This is a genomic window from Paenarthrobacter nicotinovorans (genome assembly GCF_021919345.1).
GTDB lineage: Bacteria > Actinomycetota > Actinomycetes > Actinomycetales > Micrococcaceae > Arthrobacter > Arthrobacter nicotinovorans.
Window position 1 is genome coordinate 1467305 of record NZ_CP089293.1, and the last position, 20890, is coordinate 1488194.

Sequence of the window (20890 nt, forward strand, 5' to 3'; positions counted from 1 at the left end):
AACAGCAGAAGGAAAATGCACACCATGGATAAGGATTTGAAGGTCGGAATCGTAGGATTCGGCCTGCGTTCGGGGTTGTGGAAGCACGCCCACAAACCCGGCAACGGCTCCGAGGTCACCATCATCTGCGACCTCAGTGAACGCGGCAGGGCCGATGCTGCCCAGCGCATTCCCACAGCCCGCATCACTGCCGACCTCGATGAACTGCTGGCCAGCGGCCTGGACGCCGTACTGGTCCTGACCCCCGATAGCCAGCACGCCGCCGTCGCGGTCCGGACGCTCAAGGCGGGCATCCCCACCTTCTGCGAAAAGCCGCTCGACATCACGGTTGAGGCCGCGGACCTGATCCTCAGCACGGCTTTCGAAACCGGCACACGCCTGTACGTCGGCCATAACATGCGCCACATGCCGGTGGTAGTACAGATGCGCCAACTCATCGAGGAAGGCAGGATCGGGGACGTCAAAGCGGTCTGGTGCCGCCACTTCGTCGGCCACGGCGGGGACTACTACTTCAAGGACTGGCACGCCCAGCGCGCCAACGTCACCTCCCTCCTGCTTCAAAAGGGCGCCCACGACATCGACGTCATCCACTGGCTCGCCGGTGGCTACACCAAGCGGGTTGCCGCCGTCGGAGATCTGGCTGTCTATGGTGATGTCGCCAACCGTGCCGACAACACCGGCAAACGCATGGGGGACTGGTTCTCCCTGGACAACTGGCCGCCGACGGAGCAGAAGGATCTGGCGGAAGTGATCGACGTCGAGGACATTTCCATGATGAACATGGTCCTGGACAACGGTGTGCTGGCCTCCTACCAGCAGTGCCACTTCACCCCGGATTACTGGCGCAACTACACGATCATCGGAACCAAGGGCCGGATCGAGAACCTGGGCGATGGACCGGGGGAGACCATCAATGTGTGGACTTCCCGGACGTCGGGGTATGCGGCACCGGATGAGGTCATCACCATCCAGGACGGCGAGGGCGGTCACGGCGGCGCCGACCCGCGCCTGATCGAGGAGTTCCTCCGCTTCGCGTCGGAGGGCGGGCAGACGCAAACCAGCCCCATTGCTGCACGGCAGGCGGTGGTTGCCGGCATCCTCGCGGCAGAATCGCTGCGGGGCGACGGCTCAGCGCGAGAGGTCCCGGAACTCCCGGCCGAACTGGTGGCCTACTTCGACGCCGGCCAGCCCGCCTTGGTCCGCGACTGAGTCAGCGCGGTTCGGAAAGCCCGGTCATGACGGTTTGAAGTGACTCGCAAACCGTCATGACCGATTTCCGTTTAAGCGTCTCCGGACGGGCCAGGATGTCGATTTTGCGCACCGAGTTCACGCCGGACAACGGGCGCAGCACCACGCCGGCGTCCAGGACACGCCGGGCCGTGAAGCGCGGGAGCAGCCCGATCGCGCCGCCGGCCGAGACGAGCGCGGCCACGGTTGAGTAGTCGTTGATGCGGTGCAGGACCTCCGCGGGCCTCCCGCTCACGGCAACGACGGCGGCGAGGACGTCCGCGGGGGAGTAACCGTCGCGGCTGGTCACCCAGGGTTCATCCACGACGTCGGAAGGCTCCAGTTCGCGGCGGGATGCGAGTGGGTGATCCGCCGGAAGCGCGATGTCCAGCGGCTCGTCGGCCAGTGGGATCACCGCGACTTTGTCCTCCGGCCATTGCGGGCTGTTGTCCATGCGATGTGCCAAAACCAGGTCGTACCGTGCTGCCAACCCCGGGAAATCCTCCTGCGCCACGTCCTCGTCGGCCAGGCGCAGGCGAGGCGAGTTCCCGCCGTCGGACGCCAACAGCGCTGCCAGCGGCGCGAACAGCGCCTGCCCTGCGCTGTGGAAGGCGCTCACGCTGACCGGCGCGTCGGGAGCATCGTGATACGCGCCGATCGCTGCCCGCGCGTCTGCCATGGCATTTACGACGGCGGCACCCGCCTCGGCCAGCACGCGGCCCGCGTCGGTCAGGACCAGGGCGCGGCCCTCCTTCCGTGTCAACGGCACGTCCACGGACCTTTGGAGCAGGGCGAGCTGTTGCGACACAGCCGAAGGAGTGACCATGAGTGTCTCTGCTACCGCCTTGACGCTGCCCAGGTCGCCGAGCTCACGGAGCATCTGCAGCTGATGAATTTCCATTAGCAAATCCTAAATCGTTGATTGAGAAGAATCTAGTTGTGCTAAATCGTTGCCGGGGCTTCAATGGACTCAGCAGCAGTGAAGCAGCCCCAGCAGTGAGGAATCCCATGAAGGCTCTCTACAAATCCGGACCCCACGCCGGTTTCGAACTCGTCGACCGTCCGGAACCTGAAGCGGGCGCAGGCGACGTCAAGATCCGCGTGATGACCACCGGAATCTGCGGCACGGACCTCCACATCCAGAGCTGGGACGCCTGGGCGCAGAGCATCATCGAAACCCCCTTGATCGCAGGCCACGAGTTCTACGGTGAAGTGGTTGAAGTCGGCGAGGACGTCCGCGACGTCAAGGTCGGCGACCGCGTCTCCGGCGAAGGGCACGTAGTATGCGGAATCTGCCGCAACTGCCGCGCCGGACGCCGCCAGATGTGCATCCACACGGTCTCCGTGGGCGTGCAGCGCGATGGCGCGTTCGCCGAATACGTCGTGATCCCGGAGACGAACGTCTGGGTCCACCATGACGAATCCGTCACCCCTGAGCTCGGCGCCATCTTCGACCCCTTCGGAAATGCCGTCCACACCGCCTTGAGCTTCCCGCTGGTCGGCGAGGACGTGCTCATCACCGGCGCCGGCCCGATCGGGCTGATGGCCATCGCTGTGGCCCGGCACGCCGGTGCACGCAAGATCGCCATCACCGACGTCTCCGCACCGCGCCTGGAACTCGCGCGGCAGATGGGCGTGGACCTCGCCGTCGACGTTTCCAAGATGCGCGTCCGCGAGGCACAGCAGGAACTGGGCATGCGCGAAGGCTTTGATATCGGTCTTGAAATGTCGGGACACCCCACGGCACTGCCTGAGATGATCGACAACATGAACCACGGCGGACGCATCGCCATGCTCGGCCTTCCCAGCCAGTCCATCGACATCGACTGGGGCAAGGTTGTCACCCACATGCTGACGCTCAAGGGTATTTACGGTCGCGAGATGTTCGAGACCTGGTACGCCATGAGCGCCATGCTCTCGTCCAACCCCGTGCTGCACCGCAGCATCTCCGCCGTCGTCACCGACAAGCTGTCCGCAGCCGACTGGGAAAAGGGCTTCGAAATCGCCCGCAACGGCACCGGCGGCAAAGTGGTCCTCGACTGGACCGAACTGTAACTGGACCGAACTGTAAACCGGACCGAACTGTCACCCGGACCGAACCGCCACCCGGACCGCCAAAGACTTAGGAGCACCCATGTACTCAGCCATCAAAGACCAACTGCAGGGCGAACTCGACGAGATCCGCACCGCCGGCCTCTTCAAGACCGAACGCCACATCGATTCCCCGCAGGCAAGCCACATCGCCGCAGGACAGCTCGGCCAGCCGGCCAACAAGGTCCTGAACTTCTGCGCCAACAACTACCTTGGCCTGGCCGACCACCTGGACATCATCGCCGCCGCCAAGTCCGCCATGGACGAGCGCGGCTTCGGCATGGCCTCCGTGCGCTTCATCTGCGGCACGCAGGACCTCCACCTGGAGCTCGAAGCCCGCGTCTCGAAGTTCCTCGGCACGGAGGACACCATCCTGTTCTCCAGCTGCTTCGACGCGAACGGCGGTGTCTTCGAGTCCCTGTTCGGCCCCGAGGACGCCATCATCTCGGACTCGCTGAACCATGCGTCCATCATCGACGGCATCCGCCTGAGCAAGGCCAAGCGGTTCCGCTACGCCAACCAGGACATGGCGGACCTTGAAGCCAAGCTGGTCGAAGCTGAGGGCTCACGCCGCAAGATCATCGTCACCGATGGCGTGTTTTCCATGGACGGGTACCTCGCTCCGCTGGAAGCCATCTGCGATCTCGCCGAGAAGCACGACGCCCTGGTCATGGTTGACGACTCCCACGCCGTCGGTTTCATGGGCCCCACCGGCGCCGGCACGCCGGAGCACGCCGGAGTCTCCGAGCGCGTCGACATCTACACGGGAACCTTCGGCAAGGCCCTCGGCGGGGCTTCGGGCGGATACGTTTCCGGCCGCGGCGAAATTGTCGCCATGCTGCGCCAGAAAGCCCGCCCTTACCTGTTCTCCAACTCCCTCGCCCCGGCTATTGTTGCGGCCACTATCAAGGCGATCGAGCTCGTCCAGGAATCCGGAGAATTGCGCACCCGCCTCTTCGAGAACGCCGCGCTGTTCCGCCGCCGCATGAGCGAGGAAGGTTTCGAACTCCTCGACGGCGAACACGCCATCATCCCCGTCATGTTCGGCGATGCCGTGGTGGCCGCCAAGATCGCTGACGAGATGCTCAACAATGGTGTCTTCGTCACCGCCTTCAGCTTCCCCGTAGTGCCGAAGGGCGTGGCACGGATCCGGGTGCAGCTTTCGGCCGCGCACAGTGCTGACGACGTCGAAGCGTGCGTCCAAGCGTTCGTCAAGAGCCGCGCCGCCGTCGCCTAACAGCGCTCGCTCACATTCCGCGTGCTTGCCCGCGACGCTCGCTCACGTCCCGCGTGCTTGATCCCGACGCTTCCTCACGTCCCGCGTGCTTGGTTCCGACGCTTCCTCACGTCCCGCGTGCTTGGTTCCGACGCTTCCTCACGTCCCGCGTGCTTGGTTCCGACGCTTCCTCACGTCCCGCGTGCTTGGTTCCGACGCTCACTCACTTCCTTCTAACAAGTGAGTGAGCGTTGGGGTTTAACGGCCTGTTTCGTGAGTGAGCGTTGGTAGTTGGTGCTGCCCGGACAGGCGACGTCGACGGCGGTGCGTGCGTTCGGGTCGTCGTCAACAGTCGCGCCGCGGTCACCCCTCCGAACGCTTCCTCACATCCCTCGGGCTTCTTCTCAACCCTTGCTCACACCCCGCGTGCTTGCCCGCGTCGCTTCCTCACCTCCCGCGTGCATAATTCCGTCGCTTCCTCACACCCCTCGAGTTTCAAGGCGTCCCTCTATCGCTTTTCCCAAGAAAGTGAGCGAGCGATCCCGGGAAGCCCGTGGGATGTGAGCGAGGATCGCTGGCGGTTCGGCGGGCTTCTGACAGGATGGATCCATGGCTTCGAATTATGACGTGGTAATCGTTGGCGGCGGTATCGCCGGGCTGTCCTTGGCGGCGGCATTGGCGGGCAAATGCACAGTAGCTCTGGTGGAAGCTGAGCAATCGCTGGCCTTCCACACTTCTTCACGCTCGGCCCGTCAACTGATCCCCAGCTACGGGCCGCCGGTGGTGCAGGAGCTGACTCTCCGGACCTTGGAATTGCTGGCCGCCCGCGACGCCCGGGCAACGGAGCCGATCCTCACTCCGCGAGGCTTCATGCTGGTGGGGGATGAGGAGACGGTGAGTGCCGAGGCCAGTGGCAACATGCACCGGATCACCCACGCTGAGGCAATGGACCTGTGCCCTGTCCTCGCCCCGGATTCCTTCACTGCCGCAGGACTCGACAACGGCTCGTTCGGATGTAATGCTCCACTGCTGCTCGACGAACACCGGCGCACCGCAGAGGCCGCAGGCGTGGACATCATCACCGGTGCCAAGGTCCATTCGGCCCAGCGCTTGGGGAGTGGCTGGCAGGTGGGCGCCGGCACCGAAGGGTTCCAGTCCGGCGTCGTGGTGAATGCGGCCGGTGCCTGGGCAGATGAGCTGGCAGTCATCAGCGGCGTGGAGAAGCTGGGGCTTCAGCCGTTCCGGCGGACCGCCGCAATCGTGAACGTCCGGAATCCGCTGACGCTTGAAACGCCCATGGTGTGCGCGGCGGATGATTCCTTCTACTTCCGGCCTGAAGGCAAGCAAGTGTTGATCTCGCCGTCAGAGCACGTTCCCAGCGGTCCGGAAGACGCGAAACCACAGCCCGGGGACGTTGAAAGCCTCATCTCCAGGCTCAACAGCGTGACAACGTTGGGCATCCAGTCCGTGGACCGCGCTTGGACCGGCCTGCGGACCGAGGCCGCCGACGGCATCCCGGCGGTGGGATTCGACGCCGAAGCACCCGGCTTCTTCTGGCTGGCCGGACAGGGCGGCTACGGTTTCCAGACGTCCTCTGCCATCGCTGAACTGGCTGCGGCCCTCATCCTTGGCACCGTCGAGGCGGAGAGTCCGGAATCCCGGACAGCGGAGCAACTCGCGGCCACCCGTTGGTCCATCCGGCGCTGAACAATAGGCATATGAGCGGAACCACACCAGCCAGCACACTCATTACCAACATCGGCGAGCTGATGACCCAGGACCTGGAGCACCGGGTCCTCACGGATGCGGCCATCGTCTTTGAAGGCGAACGGATTTCCTGGATCGGGTCCCGCCAGGACGCTCCGGCCGCCGATGAAAAAGTCGACGCCGAAGGCCGCGCCGTCCTGCCTGGCTGGGTCGATTCGCATTCCCACCTTGTCTTCGCGGGGGACCGCACCGCCGAGTTCGAGGCCCGCATGGCCGGGCAGAGCTACAGCGCGGGCGGCATCGCCGTGACCACGGGAGCTACGCGCAGCGTCAGCGACGACGAACTCAGCCGCCTCGTGCGGGACCGGGTCAAAGAGGCAGTCTCCCAGGGGACCACCTACTTGGAGAGCAAGACGGGCTACGGGCTGGACGTGGACAACGAGACCCGCAGCGCCAGGATCGCCGCGGCCGAGGTCGACGAGGTCACGTACCTCGGCGCGCACCTGGTCCCCGCCGGTTCGGACCCTGAGGAGTACACGGACCTGGTCTGCGGTGCCATGCTCGACGCCGTCCTCCCGCACGTCCGCTGGGCAGACGTCTTCTGCGAGCGCGGCGCTTTCACCGAAGACCAGTCCCGTCGCGTCCTGACGGCGGCCCGCAACGCAGGTCTCGGCCTGCGGGTCCACGGCAACCAGCTCGGCGAGGGGCCGGGTGTGGCGCTGGCCGTGGAGTTCGCGGCTGCGAGTGTGGACCACGTGAACTATCTCTCGGACAAGGACATCGCCGCCCTCGCGGAAACCTGGACCGGCTGGGACGCCGCTACAGGCAACGGAGCACGGGGCACGGTTGCCACCTGCCTTCCGGCTTGCGATCTCTCCACCCGCCAGCCTTTGGCGCCTGGGCGTGAATTGATCGACGCCGGCGTGCAGATCGCGCTGGCGGCCAACTGCAACCCTGGAACGTCGTACACCACGTCCATGGCTTTCTGCGTCACCACAGCTGTTCTCCAGATGCACTTGAGCGTCCACGAGGCCGTCCGCGCGGCGACGTACGGCGGCGCCTTGGCGTTGGGCCGGGAGTCCGGGAACGACGTCGACGGCGAACGGGCGGTGGGTTCGCTAGCCGTCGGCCACCGGGCTGACCTGCACATGCTGAAGGCACCGTCGGCGACCCATCTGGCGTACCGTCCGGGAGTCCCGTTGACGCACTCGGTGTGGCGGGCGGGCGTGCGCGCGTTCCAGGACACCAGTAAAGAGGCCACAGCAAAGAGATGACGGCAAAGGGATAACAGTAAAGAAGGGCGGTGTTCCGGTAGGAACACCGCCCTTCTTTACTGGTGCGTGGAAAGACTGAGGCGCGAAGGGACTATGCGCAGCTGAACTTCGCGTCCGCCCAATCACCCCAGTCGTCGCCGGCGTCGTCACCGTTCCTGTCGGCGATCAGTTCGACGTTCTGGACTCCCGTGATGTCCACGTTGAGGGGAAGTGCTGCAGAGTCGGCGCTGAGAACGGGAGTCCGCAGCAGTTCACGTCCGTCGCCCTTCACGATGAAGACCACCGAGCCGTGCAGGCCCTTGTTCAGCTTCGCGTCGTCCACTCCCGCCACGGCGGTGAAGGCGGTGCATTTTGCTTCGGTGGCGATGCTGATCTTCGAGTCGGCGTGGACGCCGATTCCCTTGGGGTAGACGACGCCGTCAAGCCGCAATGCGGGTCCGTCACCGGCGTTCTGCTCACCGTTGGCCCGGTCCCTTTCCGCTGGACCCCAACCGTTGATGCTGCCGATCCAGGGCAGGTCGGAGGCGAACACGGTGCCTTGCAGGACGGGTGCGGGCGGTTCCTGGGACGTGGACGAGCACGTGAACCTGGCATCAGCCCAGTCGGCGTGGTCGTTGCCGTTGGAGTCGCCGGCGTCGTCAGCTACGAGTTCCACGTACTGGGCGCCGGTGACGTCAACGGTGAGCGGCAGGGGAGCGCTTGTGGCTCCCAGGACGGGGGTTGTTACCTTGGTTGTCCCGTCAGCCACCACGGAGAACTTCACGCTGCCCCGCGTCGGCTGGGCATCATCAATGCCGACTGTTGCGGTAAAGGCGGTGCAGTAGCCGCCAAGGTAGTAGCGGATGTTGCCGTTTGCGTGTGCGCCAAGTCCCTTCGCGAAGACGGTGCCGTTCAGCGTCAGCGGGGTGCCGTCGCCGGCCCCGGTTCCGCCGTTGGACTGGTCCTTTTCAACAGGGCCCCAGCCGTTGGTGGCGCTGACCCATGGGTGGTCGCTGGCGAACACTGTGGCCTGCGGCGGTTTGGGCAGTGTCCGGACAGTGGTGGTGGTGCCGATGGTCCGGCCGCCTACCGGGTTGTTGCCCGATGCTGCGGCGGTGTAACCGGCCTTGGCCGTGATGGGGTAGTCGCCGTCCGCGGACGCGGGTGCCGTGATCTTCCAGGTGGTGGTGAGGGTGCCACCGGCGGGCAGGGTTGCTGCCGTGGCCGGCGTGGACGGTGTCGCGGTCCATCCCTCGGGAAGCTCAAGCGCAACGGCGAGGTCGCTGATGGCCGCCGGTTCGTCGGAGATAAACGTGGTGACGAAGTCCTGTGCCTTGCCCTGCTGGACCACGTCGCCTTGAAGTCCGGCGGTGAGTTGCGCACACGCCGGAACGGCTTCCGAGGCACCGAGGTCCTCCACCAGGAAGTTGTCCAGCGTGAAGTCCGATCCGTTGGCGCTGCCCGTACGCTGCAAGCCCACGAAGTAGTCACCGCAGAAGCCGGTGTCGAGGATCTGCTCGAACCGCGTGGTGGTGGTTTTCGCGTCGATGGCCTGGCTGCCCGTCACTGCGGGGCCCGCCTGCGAGTCGTAGCCGGAAACCCAGGCGTATTGCCCGGCCTTGGAGTTCTGGTAGTCGAAGGACACCTTGTACTTGCGGCCGGCCTGGAACGGAACGCCCGCCTCGGTGGTGCGGTACACCATGCCCGGTCCGCCGTCAGGGGCGGTGTTTTCGTCGTGCGCGATCAGGGACCATGTGCCGTCCAGGACTTCATCGATCACATTGGTGTCCCAGCCCTTCTGGGTGAAGGGCTCGTTGCGCTCGGTGATGTGAGTCCGGGGGTCCGTTGAGCCGCCGGCGTTGCCCTTCACGAAGGGTCCCCAGCCTTGGTCCACGTTCTCGAAGTCTTCGCTGAGCACGCCGGTGGTGGCCACCCGGGCGGTCTTGACCGCCCGGAAGTCGTCGACGCGCACTGTGGCGTCGCCGTCGGCGGCTTTGACGGAAACAGTGGCCTTCGTGTTGTTCCGCGGCACATCAACCAGTACCCGCACGCGCTGGAACGAGGTCCCGTGCTTCTCGTCGCCGGCCACGTAGTTTTCTGCGTTGGATGAATCGATGGTGGTGCTTTCGGTCTTGCCGTTGATCTCGACAGAGAGGGTGGTGGGCCGGGCCTTGCCGGGCTGGATTTCAACCCAGGCGCTGACGGATTGGGTTCCGGCGTCCAGCTTGACGTCCTGGCTGATCGACGACGGCGTTGCCCCCATCTCGGCGAAGCGGCGGCCCTTGTCGTCGCGCACCTGGGTGACGTTGCCCGTGGGGTTCCAGGGGGAGAGGTCGGCGCCGTTGAAACCGGGATCGTTGAAGGCTGTGCCTTCGCCGAAGTCCGCCTTCTTGGGGAGCGCGTTGTTCTTGGTCGTGAGGACGTAGGGCTGCTTCGGGTCCGCGGTGACGGTGACCTGGCCGTTGACTACCGGTACATCAGCGACCTTCACTCGTCCGTTGTCGGTCAGTTTGAACATTTCCAGCGATGTTGACTTGGCGAATTCCTCGGTGAGCGTCCAGGTGCTGGCGCCACCGGCGGGGTTGTAGTGGTAGAGCTTGTCGGCCTTGCCGTTTTCCTTGGAGGACCACGGCAGCAGGTAGCTTCCGCCTTGCAGCACGGAGGTTCCGGCGACGGTGATGTTGCGTTCTTCCGCGGTGTTTCCGGTGACGGCCACGGCATCGGCGAGGTCGATCCGGTCTGGTGTCCATTTGGTGATCTGGTGGTGCTGCAGGAACTTCGCCGGGAGGTTGGCTGTCCAGACGTTCTCACTGAAGGCGTTGAAGTCGTTCTGCCCGGTCCAGCCTTCGAACTCCACGATGTGGCTCACGCCGAGCTTGGGGTCCGGGTTCCACACGTCTGATTGGGTGTTGTTGATGAAGCGCAGGATCTGCGAGTTGACGCCTTTGTTGGTGGAGCCACCGTACTTCTCATCGTTGGCCCAGTGGGACCACGTGTTGTTGCGGGACAGATGGTCGGCCCACTCCGAGCCGACACGGAAGCCGTTCTTGACCAGTTCCTGCTGCAGCTTCTCGGCAAGCCAGCCGAACTCGTAGTAGACGTCCACGTACACGAAGTCCAGGTTTTTGTCCGTGGCTTCGCGGAGTTCTTTGATGCGCCGGGCGAGCTTGCCGGAGTTGATGTCCTGGCGCTGGTTGATGTAGTAGGACTGGTCCAGCCAGTTCCAGCCGAGTCCCTTGTCGGCGCGCAACAGGTCTTCGCTGAAGGACTTCGCTTCGGGGTAGATCTCTGTGGCGTTGATGTGGACGCCGAAGCTGGCGTTCCAGTCTTTGCCCTCCTTCACCAAAGTGTTGAGGTCCTCCAGGCCGCCTGCACGGGTGTTGAAGTTGTTTCCGTAGTCGGTGTTGGCCGAGTCGTGGCCTTCGCTGGTGTAGCCCTTGAGCATGGCCACCTGGCCCAGTCCGTCCGTTGCCAGGGAGATGCGTTTGACATCGTCCAGAGTGCGGAGGAACGGGTGGGTTGCTTGTGAGGCGAAGTTGAAGGGGATGTGGGTGACCACGTTGTCGGGGGTCTGTTCGCCCTTGTTGGCGGACACCTGGATGGATCTCATGGCGATGGCCGCATCCTGCCAATCCACGCCGCCATCGGCATTCGCATCGGTGGTGATGGCAACCCGGGTCCAGGGAAGTTCCTCCGTGGTGGTGGAACCATCGGCACGGTACAGCCACTGGCCGCTGGCGATGCCCATGGCCACCCCGCCGGCGCCGTCGCTGACGGCCTGGCGCCAGAAGCGTCCCTTGTCTTTCGCTCCCGGGCCGGAGGAAGTGTCGTAGAGGGCGTTTGATTCGACGGCGGCACCCAGCGCGGCGGTGTTGGCCAGCGCGTACGCGGAGCTTTTGGGTGCAGTATCCAGGGGCGTAGCTGCAGTAACGGGCGTGAATTCGTCTCCGCTGACGCTTCGGTCGACGGACAGATTGGCTGTGGAGACCTGGGCCCCGGCCTGGGTGGAACCTACAGTGACCAGGTTTAGCCGGGGGAGTTGAAGGGTCTTCACGAGGTGGTCCGCGGAGTCCTTGATTTCCGTGACGTTGAAGGACACCACATTCTTCTTGACGGAGAGCCGCGCCTTGATCACGGTGTTGCCGAAATCGGGCACGGTGAGGACGTAATCCCGGGCATCCTTTCCGGAGGCCGTGGACGTTCCGCTGACATTGAACTCCACTCCGTTGAGGGTGATGGTGTTCAACCGGGCCGGGGTGCCGTCGAGGCGGGCCTTGGTGGCGGTGTCGGTGTAGCCGAGGACTTGGGGGAAGGTGGTGGCGATGTCCACGGCGAGGCTGCCGGAGGTGATGGTGGCGGCTTCAGCGGCGCTGACGAGCTCGGCAGGCAGGACCAGGGGGCTTGCGGTGGCGGGCTGGATTGCCATCAAGCCCAGCGAGGATGAGGCGACGACACAGGCCAAACTCAACGAGGCGAGGCGTCTGGGGGATGATAAGCGGGGCATGATGCTCCTTATTGATTATTCCGAGTGAGTAATAATCACTTTCTTGCGGACTCATCCAAGCCTGCTGCACGAACAAGAACATGACAAGAGTTAACAGGTAGTTAACTTAAAAGCACACGCAAGAACATGATTGCGACGTGGGCGGGACCTCTTCCGTCATGAGCGGCAAATGAGCAGTCTTCTCCAGTAGATGATCCTTGTGAGATCGAAAATGATCGTTTAGTGTTTCTATAGATCAAAAAACGTCATTACTTGAGCGGGAGCGAAACACACGATGAGCGAGAACATACTGGGTGCCTTCATGGAGGAAGAGCTGGTTTCCCAGCCTGTCGTATGGCAGCGCGCCGTTGAGCAGGCCCGCAGTGAAGACCTGCTTCCCGCAGATGGAAAACGCATCGCCGTCATTGGCTGCGGCACGTCATGGTTCATGGCCCAAAGCTACGCAGCTGCCCGCGAATCCGCAGGCAAAGGGGTCACGGACGCCTTTGCGGCCTCCGAGGCTTTCCTTAACAGCAACAGTGCGGACCGTCAGTACGACGCCGTCGTGGCCATCACGCGCTCCGGCACCACCACCGAAGTGCTGGAGATCCTCGCCGCGCTGAAGGGCATCGTCCCCACCGTCGCGATCATCGGAGACACCACCTCGCCCATCATCGAACTGGCCGACACCGTGATCGGCCTCCAGTATGCCGACGAGCGCTCCGTGGTGCAGACCCGTTTCGCCACCACCGCGCTGGTGTACATGCTGACCAGCCTCGACATCGACGTGCAGCCGGCCATCGCCGTTGCACGCGACGCCGTCTCCGCTCCGGTCCCGCAGGAGCTCCTGGACGCCGAGCAATTCACTTTCCTCGGCACGGGATGGACGGTAGGACTGGCCCACGAGGCCGGCCTCAAGATGCGCGAAGCCGTCCAAGGCTGGACCGAGTCCTACCCGGCCATGGAATACCGCCACGGTCCGATCTCCATCGCCGCTCCCGGCCGGGTTACCTGGTTGTTCGGCACCCAGCCCGAAGGACTGGACCAGGACATGGCCGCCACCGGCGCCCTCTACCTCCACACGGACAAGCACCCCCTGGCCGAGCTCGCCCGGGTCCATAAGGTCACCCTCGAGCGTGCACGGGTCCGTGGCTTGAACCCGGACCTGCCGCGCAACCTGACCCGCTCGGTCATTCTCGACGCCTCCGCCTAGGTACACGTCATGGTTCTCGGAGCCGCAGAATCACCGGTGCTGTCCTTCGATGTTGGCGGGACCGACATCAAAGCCGGTTTGGTGGATGCCAAGGGCGTGGTGCTGGGTATGCGCCGCGTCCCCACGCCACTGGACCCGGCACGTCCTGGCGAAGCCGTCGTTGAGCGGCTGGCAGAGCTCGCCGCCGAGCTGGCTGCCGAGTTCCCGGGCACCCCTGCCAAAGCCGCCGGAATCATCGTCCCCGGCATTGTCGACTCGGTGGCAGGGGTGGGCGTTTACTCGGCCAACCTCGGATGGCGGAACTTTCCCTTCACGGCCGAAGCCGAAAGGCGTCTCGGGATTCCGGTGGCCTTCGACCACGACGTCCGCTCCGCCGCTGCCGTTGAGCACGCGCTTGGAGGCTCCAGGGAGTTCAGCGACGTTGTCGTCATGGTGGTGGGCACCGGCATCGCGGCCGCAGTCTTCTCCGGAGGCAAAGCCGTGACTGCCGGGGGTTTCGCCGGAGAACTCGGCCACGCGCAGGTTCCGGATCCCGACGCCGGTCCCGGCGGCACCGCAGCCACCATCCTGGAAGCCGTCGGTTCAGCCGGGGCCATCGCAAAGCGCTACCACCTGAAATCTGGAAACAAGGTCAACGGCGCCCGCAGCGTGCTGCTCAGGGCAAAGTCCGGCGACGCCCTGGCGGAACGCGTATGGGCAGAGGCGATGGACGCGCTCGCCTTCACCATCTGCCAATGCGTCAACATCATCGGCACCGAAGCGGTGGTGATCGGTGGAGGCCTCGCCGAGGCCGGTGAGGACCTCCTGCAGCCCCTGCGCGCCCGGGTTGACCAGACCCTGGATTTCCAACGCCGCCCCCATCTGATCCGTGCCCAGCTGGGTCAGGACGCAGGCCTGCTCGGTGCCGCCCACAACGCACGCAAGCTGCTGGGAGCCGGACAATGAAGCGAGCCAACGTGAACCGCATCATCACAGTCACGCCGAACCCTGCCATCGACATGACGTATACCGTCCACGGCATCACTGAAGGCGCCAGCCACCGCGTCCCCACTCCCATCAGCCGTGCCGGGGGCAAAGGCATCAACGTTGCCCGTGTGACGCACCAACTCGGATACCCGGTGCTGGCCATAGCGCCCACAGGCGGTGCCGCGGGCCAGACCCTGGCGGCCGAGCTCTGGACCAGCGGAGTGCCGCACATCCTGGTAGGGGTCGCCGCCGAGACGCGCCGCAGCATTGCCCTGGTGGATACCGTGGGCGGCGAAACGTCCATCTTCAACGAGGAAGGCCAGGCGCTGCTTCCCGATGAGTGGCGCTCGTTGCGGACCGCCGTCGCTGAAGCCGTCACCGGAAACCCCAACCTCCCCGCCTCCGTGCTGGTCGGTTCCGGCAGCCTGCCTCCCGGCGCTCCCGCTGACTTCTACCCGGAGCTGGTCCGTCTGGCTCACGACGCCGGCATTCCCGCCATCATCGATACCTCCGGTCCCGGGATCATCGCCGCAGCCAAGGCCGGCGCGGACATCCTCAAACCGAACCACCATGAACTCGCCGAAGCCACGGGGGAGTCCAGCCTCCAGGCAGCGGCCCTCTCTTTGATCGACATGGGCGCCCGCACTGTGCTGGTGAGCGCCGGAGCGGACGGCATGCTCGCCTTCGACCACGCCGCCCCCGGCGGTTATTGGAGTGCGCGCTTGCCTGAGTCGCTCAGCGGCAACCCCACAGGGGCGGGCGACGCCGGTGTGGCGGCTGCCGCCGTCGCGCTCGCCGAAGGCATCACCGAGCCGCGCGAGATTCTTCGCCGTGCCACCGCCTGGTCCGCAGCAGCCGTGCTCATGCCGGCAGCAGGCGAGATCTCGCCGCGGTACCAGGAACTGCAGGACCAACTGATCGTGACATGGAAGGAGACCCGGTGACCCTGGTCAACACGCGGGAACTGATGGACAAGGCAGCTGCCGCCGGCACCGGCCAAGGCGCGTTCAATGTCATCCACATTGAAACTGCGGAGGGCCTGGTGGGAGGTGCCGAGGCCGCCGGCGTTCCGCTGATTCTCCAAATCTCCGAGAACTGCGCCAAGTACCACGGCGGCCTGGAACCCATCGCGTCCGCAGCGCTTGCGATCGCGCGTTCGGCCTCCGTGCCGGTGGCCCTCCACCTCGACCACGCCGAGTCCGAAGACCTGGCGCTCGCCGCCGTCGACCTCGGGTTCGGTTCCGTGATGTACGACGGCGCCCACTTGCCTTATGAGTGGAACGTTGAGGTCACGCGCCGCGTCGCCAAATACGCGCACGAGCGCGGTGTGTACGTTGAGGCCGAGCTCGGAAAAGTTGGAGGCAAGGACGGAGCCCACGCACCGGGTGTCAGGACCGACCCGTCCGAGGCCCGGGATTTCGTTGAGGCCACGGAAGTGGACGCACTCGCTGTGGCCGTCGGTTCGTCCCACGCCATGACGGAGCGCAGCGCAGCGCTGGACCTGCACCTGATCGCCCGCCTGAAGTCCGCCGTTGGAAAACCACTGGTTCTTCATGGCTCATCCGGTGTCACAGATGAGATGCTCGTATCCGCTATCGGCGCTGGTATGACTAAGATCAACGTATCCACACATTTGAACGGGTTCTTCACCCGCGCCGTCCGTGAGTACCTCGCTGCCAACCCCGCAGTGGTGGATTCCCGGAAGTACATCAAGGCCGGCCGGGAGGCCCTGGTGCTGGAGTCGGCACGTATGCTGACGCTGTTCGCCAAAGCGAAATAGCCGGAAACCGCGAAAGGCTTGTCATGACCCGCACCGATCGGCTGACCGCCATCCTCGATCTCCTGGCCGAATCCGGCCACGTGGAAGTCGAGGACATCGTGACGCGTCTAGGCGTGTCACCTGCCACGGCCCGCAGGGATCTGGACAGCCTCGCCAAGCAGCGGCTGCTGAGCCGCACCAGGGGAGGCGCCACGACGGGATCGGTGGCATACGACCTTCCCGGACGATACAACCGTGACGACCACGCCGAGGCCAAGCAGGAAATTGCGCTCGCGGCCTCCGCGCTGATCCGTCCCGGAGCGGTCATAGGGCTGAGCGGCGGAACCACCAACACCGCCCTGGCCCAGGTCCTGTCCACCCGCGAAGACCTCAACGCACCGTCGAACAGGCCCACGCTTACCGTGGTGACCAATGCAATCAACATCGCCTCCCAACTGGCGGTGCGCCCCAACATCAAGATCATGGTCACCGGCGGCATCCTGAACCCGCGGTCCTATGAGCTGGTGGGACCGTACACGGACGTGATCATGCAAAAGGTCGCCTTGGACATCGCCTTCATTGGCGTCAACGGCGTGGACCCGGACCTCGGCCCCACCATCACTGACGAGGGCGAAGCCATGGTGAACACCGTGATGGCACGCCGAGCCACGGAATCCTACGTGGTAGCCGATTCCTCAAAGGTGCGCCGACGCTCTTTTGCCGCCATGGCCGGCTACGACTTCAGGCACCTCATCACCGATTCCGGGATCAGCCCCGACGACAAAGCGGCGTTCGAAGCCAACGGCACGGAAGTCATCGTCGCACCGGCAGGCTGACGGGGACCCCTAGAACCGCATCCGCGGGGCGTGGAGCACCGAATCGTCCACATCCCTGGGCACCCACTGGCTGAACGGCAGATCCAGGCTGTACTGGTCGTCGTCGTTCTTGACCAGCGTGCGCAGCTCAGCGTTGCCCGGATTGTTGAGCGACTCAAAGTACTCCACCGTCCAGTGGAACCAGCGCATGCAGAACAGCCGCATCGTCAGCCCGTGCGTCACCAACAGGGTGTTCGGTGCGTACGTGGGCTTCTGCCAGTGCCGGTAAAGCGTCTCCATGAAGGACGACACCCGGTCGTAGACGTCCGAGCCTGATTCGCCTTCGCGGAAGCGGTAGAAGAAGTGGCCGTAGAGGTTCCTGAGTTCCTTCTGGTCCTCAATGTCCCCGGCGATCTGGAAATTGGCCCAGTCCTGCTCACGGAGCCGCGGCTCCTCGATGACACGCTCAATCAGGGACCCCAGGTTGAGGGCTTCCAGCGTCTGGTAGGCGCGCAAATAGGGGGAAACATAGACGCAGACCTGCTGCCCGTCGAGTTTGCGCCGCAGGTCCTCGCCGGCCAACCGCGCCTCCTCGACGCCCTGGTCCGTCAGCGGAATCCGATAATCCGGCACGCGGTTGTAGATGGACGTGTCGGCGTTCGCGGCGGACTGTCCGTGCCGGATCATGAATATTCTCTCTGGGGCACCCATCCCACCAAGCATAGGGCGGCGGTTCCCGGCAAAGAGGCAGGAACTGCGGGCAAGATAGGTACATGTTCCTTGCTTCCCGTCGCCGGCTGCGCGCCGAAGTGCTCATTGTCCTGGGCTTGTCCCTGGGCCAGTCGGCTGTCTACTCCGTGGTGCAACTGCTCGACAAGATGACGCGGGCGCCGCTGGCTGATGCAACGTCCACGCTGAACAGGTCCCAGAGCACCCGCGAATATTTCGATCTCACGTACCAGCTTCTGGATATCCTGTTCGCCCTGGTGCCCGTGGCGCTGGTGTTCTACTTCCTGTCCACGCACGTCCAGGCCACCAGGGACGGTGAAGGTTCGGCGTTCGCCCGGCTCGGCTTCAACTTGGTCCGCCCCGGCAAGGATCTGCTTCAGGGCCTGGGCCTCGCGGCGCTTATCGGCATACCGTCCCTTGGCCTCTACGCGGCCGGCCGGGCGCTGGGAATCACCACTGCCATTGTGCCCAGCGGCCTGGATGCCTACTGGTGGACGGTTCCCGTGCTGATTCTCTCCGCCGTGCGACACGCCATTGTGGAAGAAGTGATTGTGGTGGGGTATCTCCTGGACCGCTTCGGCAAGTTCGGCTGGAGCGTTCCGGCGGGCATCGTCGTCAGCGCCCTCCTTCGCGGGAGTTACCACCTCTACCAGGGCTTTGGCCCGTTCATCGGCAATGTGGTGATGGGCCTGGTCTTTGGGTGGATCTACACCAAGACCAAGAGGGTGATGCCCTTGGTGATTGCCCATGCCCTGCTGGACATTGTGGCGTTCGTTGGATTCAGCCTGTTCGGCAAAGCGGTGGGCCTGGGCTGAGCAGCCGTGAAAGCCGTTGCAGCCGTTAAAAGTATCCGGCCGCCATCGGTGGGTGACGTCATTGGCACCCGCTGATGGCGGCCGAAGCATTGTTTGGACAGCGGTGTCCAGGGCCGGGACCAGCCCGGATCAGGGGAACGGTCAGATGGTGACGGCTCCGGAGGCGGTTTCGAAAGTGACGGCCATGATGCCCGGCGTGCCGCGTGGTGCTATCCACTGGACCGCGACGTCCTCGAGAGGCTTCTCCACTGGCTCGCCCAGCCATTCGGTCACGCGTTCGGCGGAGCCCGCGATCGTGAGGCTGGACATCTTCACATCGCTCTCGTACACCTTGGACGGGTGAAGTGAGGGGTCGCCCTCCCACTTGAGCAGGTACGGCACCTGGGGATCGGCGATCAAGCCGAGGATGCCGATCTGCTGCCACACCAGTTCGCGGCCGTCAGGGAACTTGCGGTTGCCCGGGACTGCTGCGCGACCGAGGCGTTCCTCAAACGGGGCGAGGTCGTCAACTGCCACGCACCAGCCCATCCAACCGCCGCCGGCGGCTGAGCGTGCACGGACAGCTTGGCCGAAGGGTGCTTTGTCGGAAGCAGGGTGGTCCAGGACCTCCACGACTTCCAGGTACTTGTTATCCGCAAGGGGAATGATCATGTTCCGGGTGCCGAAGCGCGGGTGCACTCCGCCCCGGACTGCGTCCACTCCCAGAGCCGCGGAAATTCGTTCGGTAGTGGCCAAGAGGCCATCTCGTTCACAGGCGTAAGAGACGTGATCCATGCGCATGGCTTCATCTTGGCACTTTGTGATCGGTGTCTCAGCTAAGCCAACCCTAACTAAGGTGGGATCTCGCGACGGGCGTCATGGAAGGTCGCAAAAGAGCCCATATATTCTGCTGGCGTCACAAAGCTGTCCAAGGACCCGGACACTTCCTAGACTGGCCGCAGCTTCCTTCCCGCAGCTATTCCGCCGACCACACGCGCCACGAACAGGAGAATTCCATGTCCCAAGGATGGTCTTTCGAAACCCGCCAGATCCACGCAGGCCAAGAGCCGGATGCCGCCACGGGCGCGCGTTCCCTGCCGATCTACCAGACAACGTCGTTCGTTTTCCCGAGTGCTGAAAGCGCGGCCAACCGCTTTGCCCTGGCCGAACTGGCTCCGATCTACACCCGGATAGGCAACCCCACGCAGGACGCCGTGGAACAGCGCGTCGCGAGCCTCGAAGGCGGTCTGGGTGCACTGCTGCTCAGTTCGGGCCAGGCAGCCGAGACCTTTGCCATCCTGAACATCGCCGAGGCCGGCGACCACGTCGTCGCGAGCCCCAGCCTCTACGGCGGCACGTACAACCTGCTGGCCCACACGCTGAAGAAGTTCGGCATCTCCGTGACTTTCGTCGAGGACCCGGACAACCTCGAGCAGTGGCGTGCGGCCGTCCAGTCGAACACCAAGCTGTTCTTTGGTGAAGTCGTCTCGAACCCACGCCAGGACGTGCTGGATATCGAAGGCGTCGCCGGTGTCGCGCACGAGGCAGGCGTGCCTCTCATCGTCGACAACACCCTCTCCACGCCGTTCCTCATCCGGCCCATCGAGTGGGGCGCGGACATTGTGGTCCACTCCGCAACCAAGTACCTCGGCGGACACGGTTCGGCGATCGCAGGCGTGATCGTGGACTCGGGCAACTTCGACTTCGGCAAGGACCCGGAGCGGTTCCCCGGCTTCAACACCCCGGACCCCAGTTACAACGGCTTGGTTTACGCCCGCGACCTGGGCAAGGACGGAGCGCTCGGAGCCAACCTTTCCTACATCCTGAAGGCCCGTGTCCAGCTCCTTCGCGACCTCGGCTCGGCCGTGTCGCCGTTCAACGCGTTCCTCATTGCCCAGGGCCTGGAAACCTTGAGCCTGCGGGTGGAGCGCCACGTCGCCAACGCCACCAAGGTGGCCGAGTGGCTGGAAGCGCATGACGACGTCGAATCGGTCGCCTATGCGGGCCTGCCGTCCAGCCCCTGGTACGAGCGGGGCCGCAAGTACGGACCCCAGGGCACGGGAGCCATCGTGGCCTTCAACATCAAGGGTGGCGTAGAGGCCGGCAAGCGCTTCGTGGACGGTTTGGAGCTGCACTCCCACGTCGCCAACATCGGTGACGTCCGCTCCCTGGTCATCCACCCGGCGTCGACCACGCACAGCCAGCTGACGGTCGAGCAGCAGGTAGCCGCCGGCGTCAACCCGGGCCTAGTCCGCTTGTCCGTGGGCATTGAGCACATCGATGACATCATTGCCGACCTCGAAGCCGGCTTCCGCGCGGCCAAGGGCGCCTGAACGGGCAGTCCACGCCTGCAGCTGACGCACCCGGCTGACGGACCCGGGGTGCCGTCCACATCGACGATTATTCGCCGGACGGCACCCCGGAGTGCTCTTTCGTGAATGAAGCTGCCCTTGAACGTCACACTGGTGTCACATTCTTCGCCATAACGGTGGTGTCTTTCCTAGACTCTACGTATTAGGTCATGAGTGCCAGCAGATAGCCCCGGCTTGCTGGCCGGCAACCCTCCTTCCGCGGTGGGGTGCCCCGGGTGAAGACCTGGCCTGTTCGCACGCAAGGCGACGGGCAAGCGCGAAGTTA

Annotated in this window: 16 protein-coding genes and 1 riboswitch; of the genes, 12 read left to right on the forward strand and 4 right to left on the reverse strand. The window is 64.5% G+C overall.

What is annotated here, in order from left to right; translation table 11 throughout:
- The first annotated feature begins 15 nt into the window (after positions 1 to 15).
- Positions 16 to 1209: a Gfo/Idh/MocA family protein gene (locus JMY29_RS06835; RefSeq protein WP_039240430.1), complete on the forward strand. Its 1194-nt coding sequence runs from the start codon at positions 16 to 18 to the stop codon at positions 1207 to 1209.
- Between the two features lies 1 nt (position 1210).
- Here the strand turns inward: JMY29_RS06835 and JMY29_RS06840 are convergent, their stop codons facing one another.
- On the reverse strand, positions 1211 to 2128 hold the full coding sequence (locus JMY29_RS06840) for a LysR family transcriptional regulator (protein WP_110504529.1): 918 nt from the start codon (positions 2126 to 2128) through the stop codon (positions 1211 to 1213).
- Positions 2129 to 2235: 107 nt separating this feature from the next.
- Between JMY29_RS06840 and tdh the strand changes: the two genes are divergently transcribed.
- From tdh to hutI, 4 genes are all read left to right on the forward strand, one after another.
- Entirely contained in the window at positions 2236 to 3282 is a 1047-nt protein-coding gene (gene tdh / locus JMY29_RS06845) for an L-threonine 3-dehydrogenase (RefSeq protein ID WP_055975051.1), read from the forward strand.
- Positions 3283 to 3361: 79 nt separating this feature from the next.
- Positions 3362 to 4555: a glycine C-acetyltransferase gene (locus JMY29_RS06850; protein WP_189075839.1), complete on the forward strand. Its 1194-nt coding sequence runs from the start codon at positions 3362 to 3364 to the stop codon at positions 4553 to 4555.
- A gap of 588 nt (positions 4556 to 5143) precedes the next feature.
- A complete protein-coding gene (locus tag JMY29_RS06855; protein ID WP_189075838.1) occupies positions 5144 to 6241 on the forward strand; it encodes an NAD(P)/FAD-dependent oxidoreductase in 1098 nt (365 codons plus the stop codon).
- 11 nt (positions 6242 to 6252) lie between these two features.
- Positions 6253 to 7515: an imidazolonepropionase gene (gene hutI, locus JMY29_RS06860; protein ID WP_189075837.1), complete on the forward strand. Its 1263-nt coding sequence runs from the start codon at positions 6253 to 6255 to the stop codon at positions 7513 to 7515.
- A 91-nt stretch (positions 7516 to 7606) separates the two neighbouring features.
- On the opposite strand, the gene JMY29_RS06865 is transcribed toward hutI, so the two are convergent.
- Positions 7607 to 11998 carry an endo-alpha-N-acetylgalactosaminidase family protein gene (locus tag JMY29_RS06865; RefSeq protein WP_189075836.1) on the reverse strand — a complete coding sequence of 1464 codons (4392 nt, stop codon included), beginning with the start codon at positions 11996 to 11998 and terminating at the stop codon, positions 7607 to 7609.
- Between the two features lie 274 nt (positions 11999 to 12272).
- On the opposite strand from JMY29_RS06865, the gene JMY29_RS06870 reads away from it, so the two are divergent.
- Genes JMY29_RS06870 through JMY29_RS06890 form a run of 5 tightly spaced genes read left to right on the forward strand, consistent with a single transcriptional unit; the run spans position 12273 to position 16751 of the window.
- Complete coding sequence (locus JMY29_RS06870) at positions 12273 to 13190, forward strand: SIS domain-containing protein (RefSeq protein WP_189075835.1); 918 nt, start codon at positions 12273 to 12275, stop codon at positions 13188 to 13190.
- A gap of 9 nt (positions 13191 to 13199) precedes the next feature.
- Entirely contained in the window at positions 13200 to 14135 is a 936-nt protein-coding gene (locus tag JMY29_RS06875) for an ROK family protein (RefSeq protein WP_018777442.1), read from the forward strand.
- A complete protein-coding gene (locus JMY29_RS06880) occupies positions 14132 to 15100 on the forward strand; it encodes a 1-phosphofructokinase family hexose kinase (protein ID WP_189075834.1) in 969 nt (322 codons plus the stop codon). Before JMY29_RS06875 ends, JMY29_RS06880 begins: the two co-directional genes overlap by 4 nt.
- On the forward strand, positions 15082 to 15936 hold the full coding sequence (locus JMY29_RS06885) for a class II fructose-bisphosphate aldolase (RefSeq protein ID WP_189075833.1): 855 nt from the start codon (positions 15082 to 15084) through the stop codon (positions 15934 to 15936). The genes JMY29_RS06880 and JMY29_RS06885 overlap by 19 nt, the downstream gene beginning before the upstream one ends.
- A 23-nt stretch (positions 15937 to 15959) precedes the next feature.
- Complete coding sequence (locus JMY29_RS06890; RefSeq protein ID WP_189075832.1) at positions 15960 to 16751, forward strand: DeoR/GlpR family DNA-binding transcription regulator; 792 nt, start codon at positions 15960 to 15962, stop codon at positions 16749 to 16751.
- 9 nt (positions 16752 to 16760) lie between these two features.
- Here the strand turns inward: JMY29_RS06890 and JMY29_RS06895 are convergent, their stop codons facing one another.
- Positions 16761 to 17417, reverse strand: a complete 657-nt coding sequence (locus tag JMY29_RS06895; protein ID WP_227453517.1) for a histidine phosphatase family protein — start codon at positions 17415 to 17417, stop codon at positions 16761 to 16763.
- A gap of 86 nt (positions 17418 to 17503) precedes the next feature.
- Here JMY29_RS06895 and JMY29_RS06900 point away from each other — a divergent pair, with 86 nt between their 5' ends.
- Complete coding sequence (locus JMY29_RS06900) at positions 17504 to 18274, forward strand: CPBP family intramembrane glutamic endopeptidase (RefSeq protein WP_189075831.1); 771 nt, start codon at positions 17504 to 17506, stop codon at positions 18272 to 18274.
- 141 nt (positions 18275 to 18415) lie between these two features.
- On the opposite strand, the gene JMY29_RS06905 is transcribed toward JMY29_RS06900, so the two are convergent.
- On the reverse strand, positions 18416 to 19054 hold the full coding sequence (locus tag JMY29_RS06905) for a VOC family protein (protein WP_018777448.1): 639 nt from the start codon (positions 19052 to 19054) through the stop codon (positions 18416 to 18418).
- Between the two features lie 215 nt (positions 19055 to 19269).
- On the opposite strand from JMY29_RS06905, the gene JMY29_RS06910 reads away from it, so the two are divergent.
- Positions 19270 to 20586 (forward strand): bifunctional o-acetylhomoserine/o-acetylserine sulfhydrylase, encoded by a 1317-nt coding sequence (locus JMY29_RS06910; RefSeq protein WP_039240445.1) that lies wholly within the window; start codon positions 19270 to 19272, stop codon positions 20584 to 20586.
- 184 nt (positions 20587 to 20770) lie between these two features.
- A riboswitch (SAM riboswitch) is annotated at positions 20771 to 20888 on the forward strand.
- Positions 20889 to 20890 lie beyond the last annotated feature (2 nt).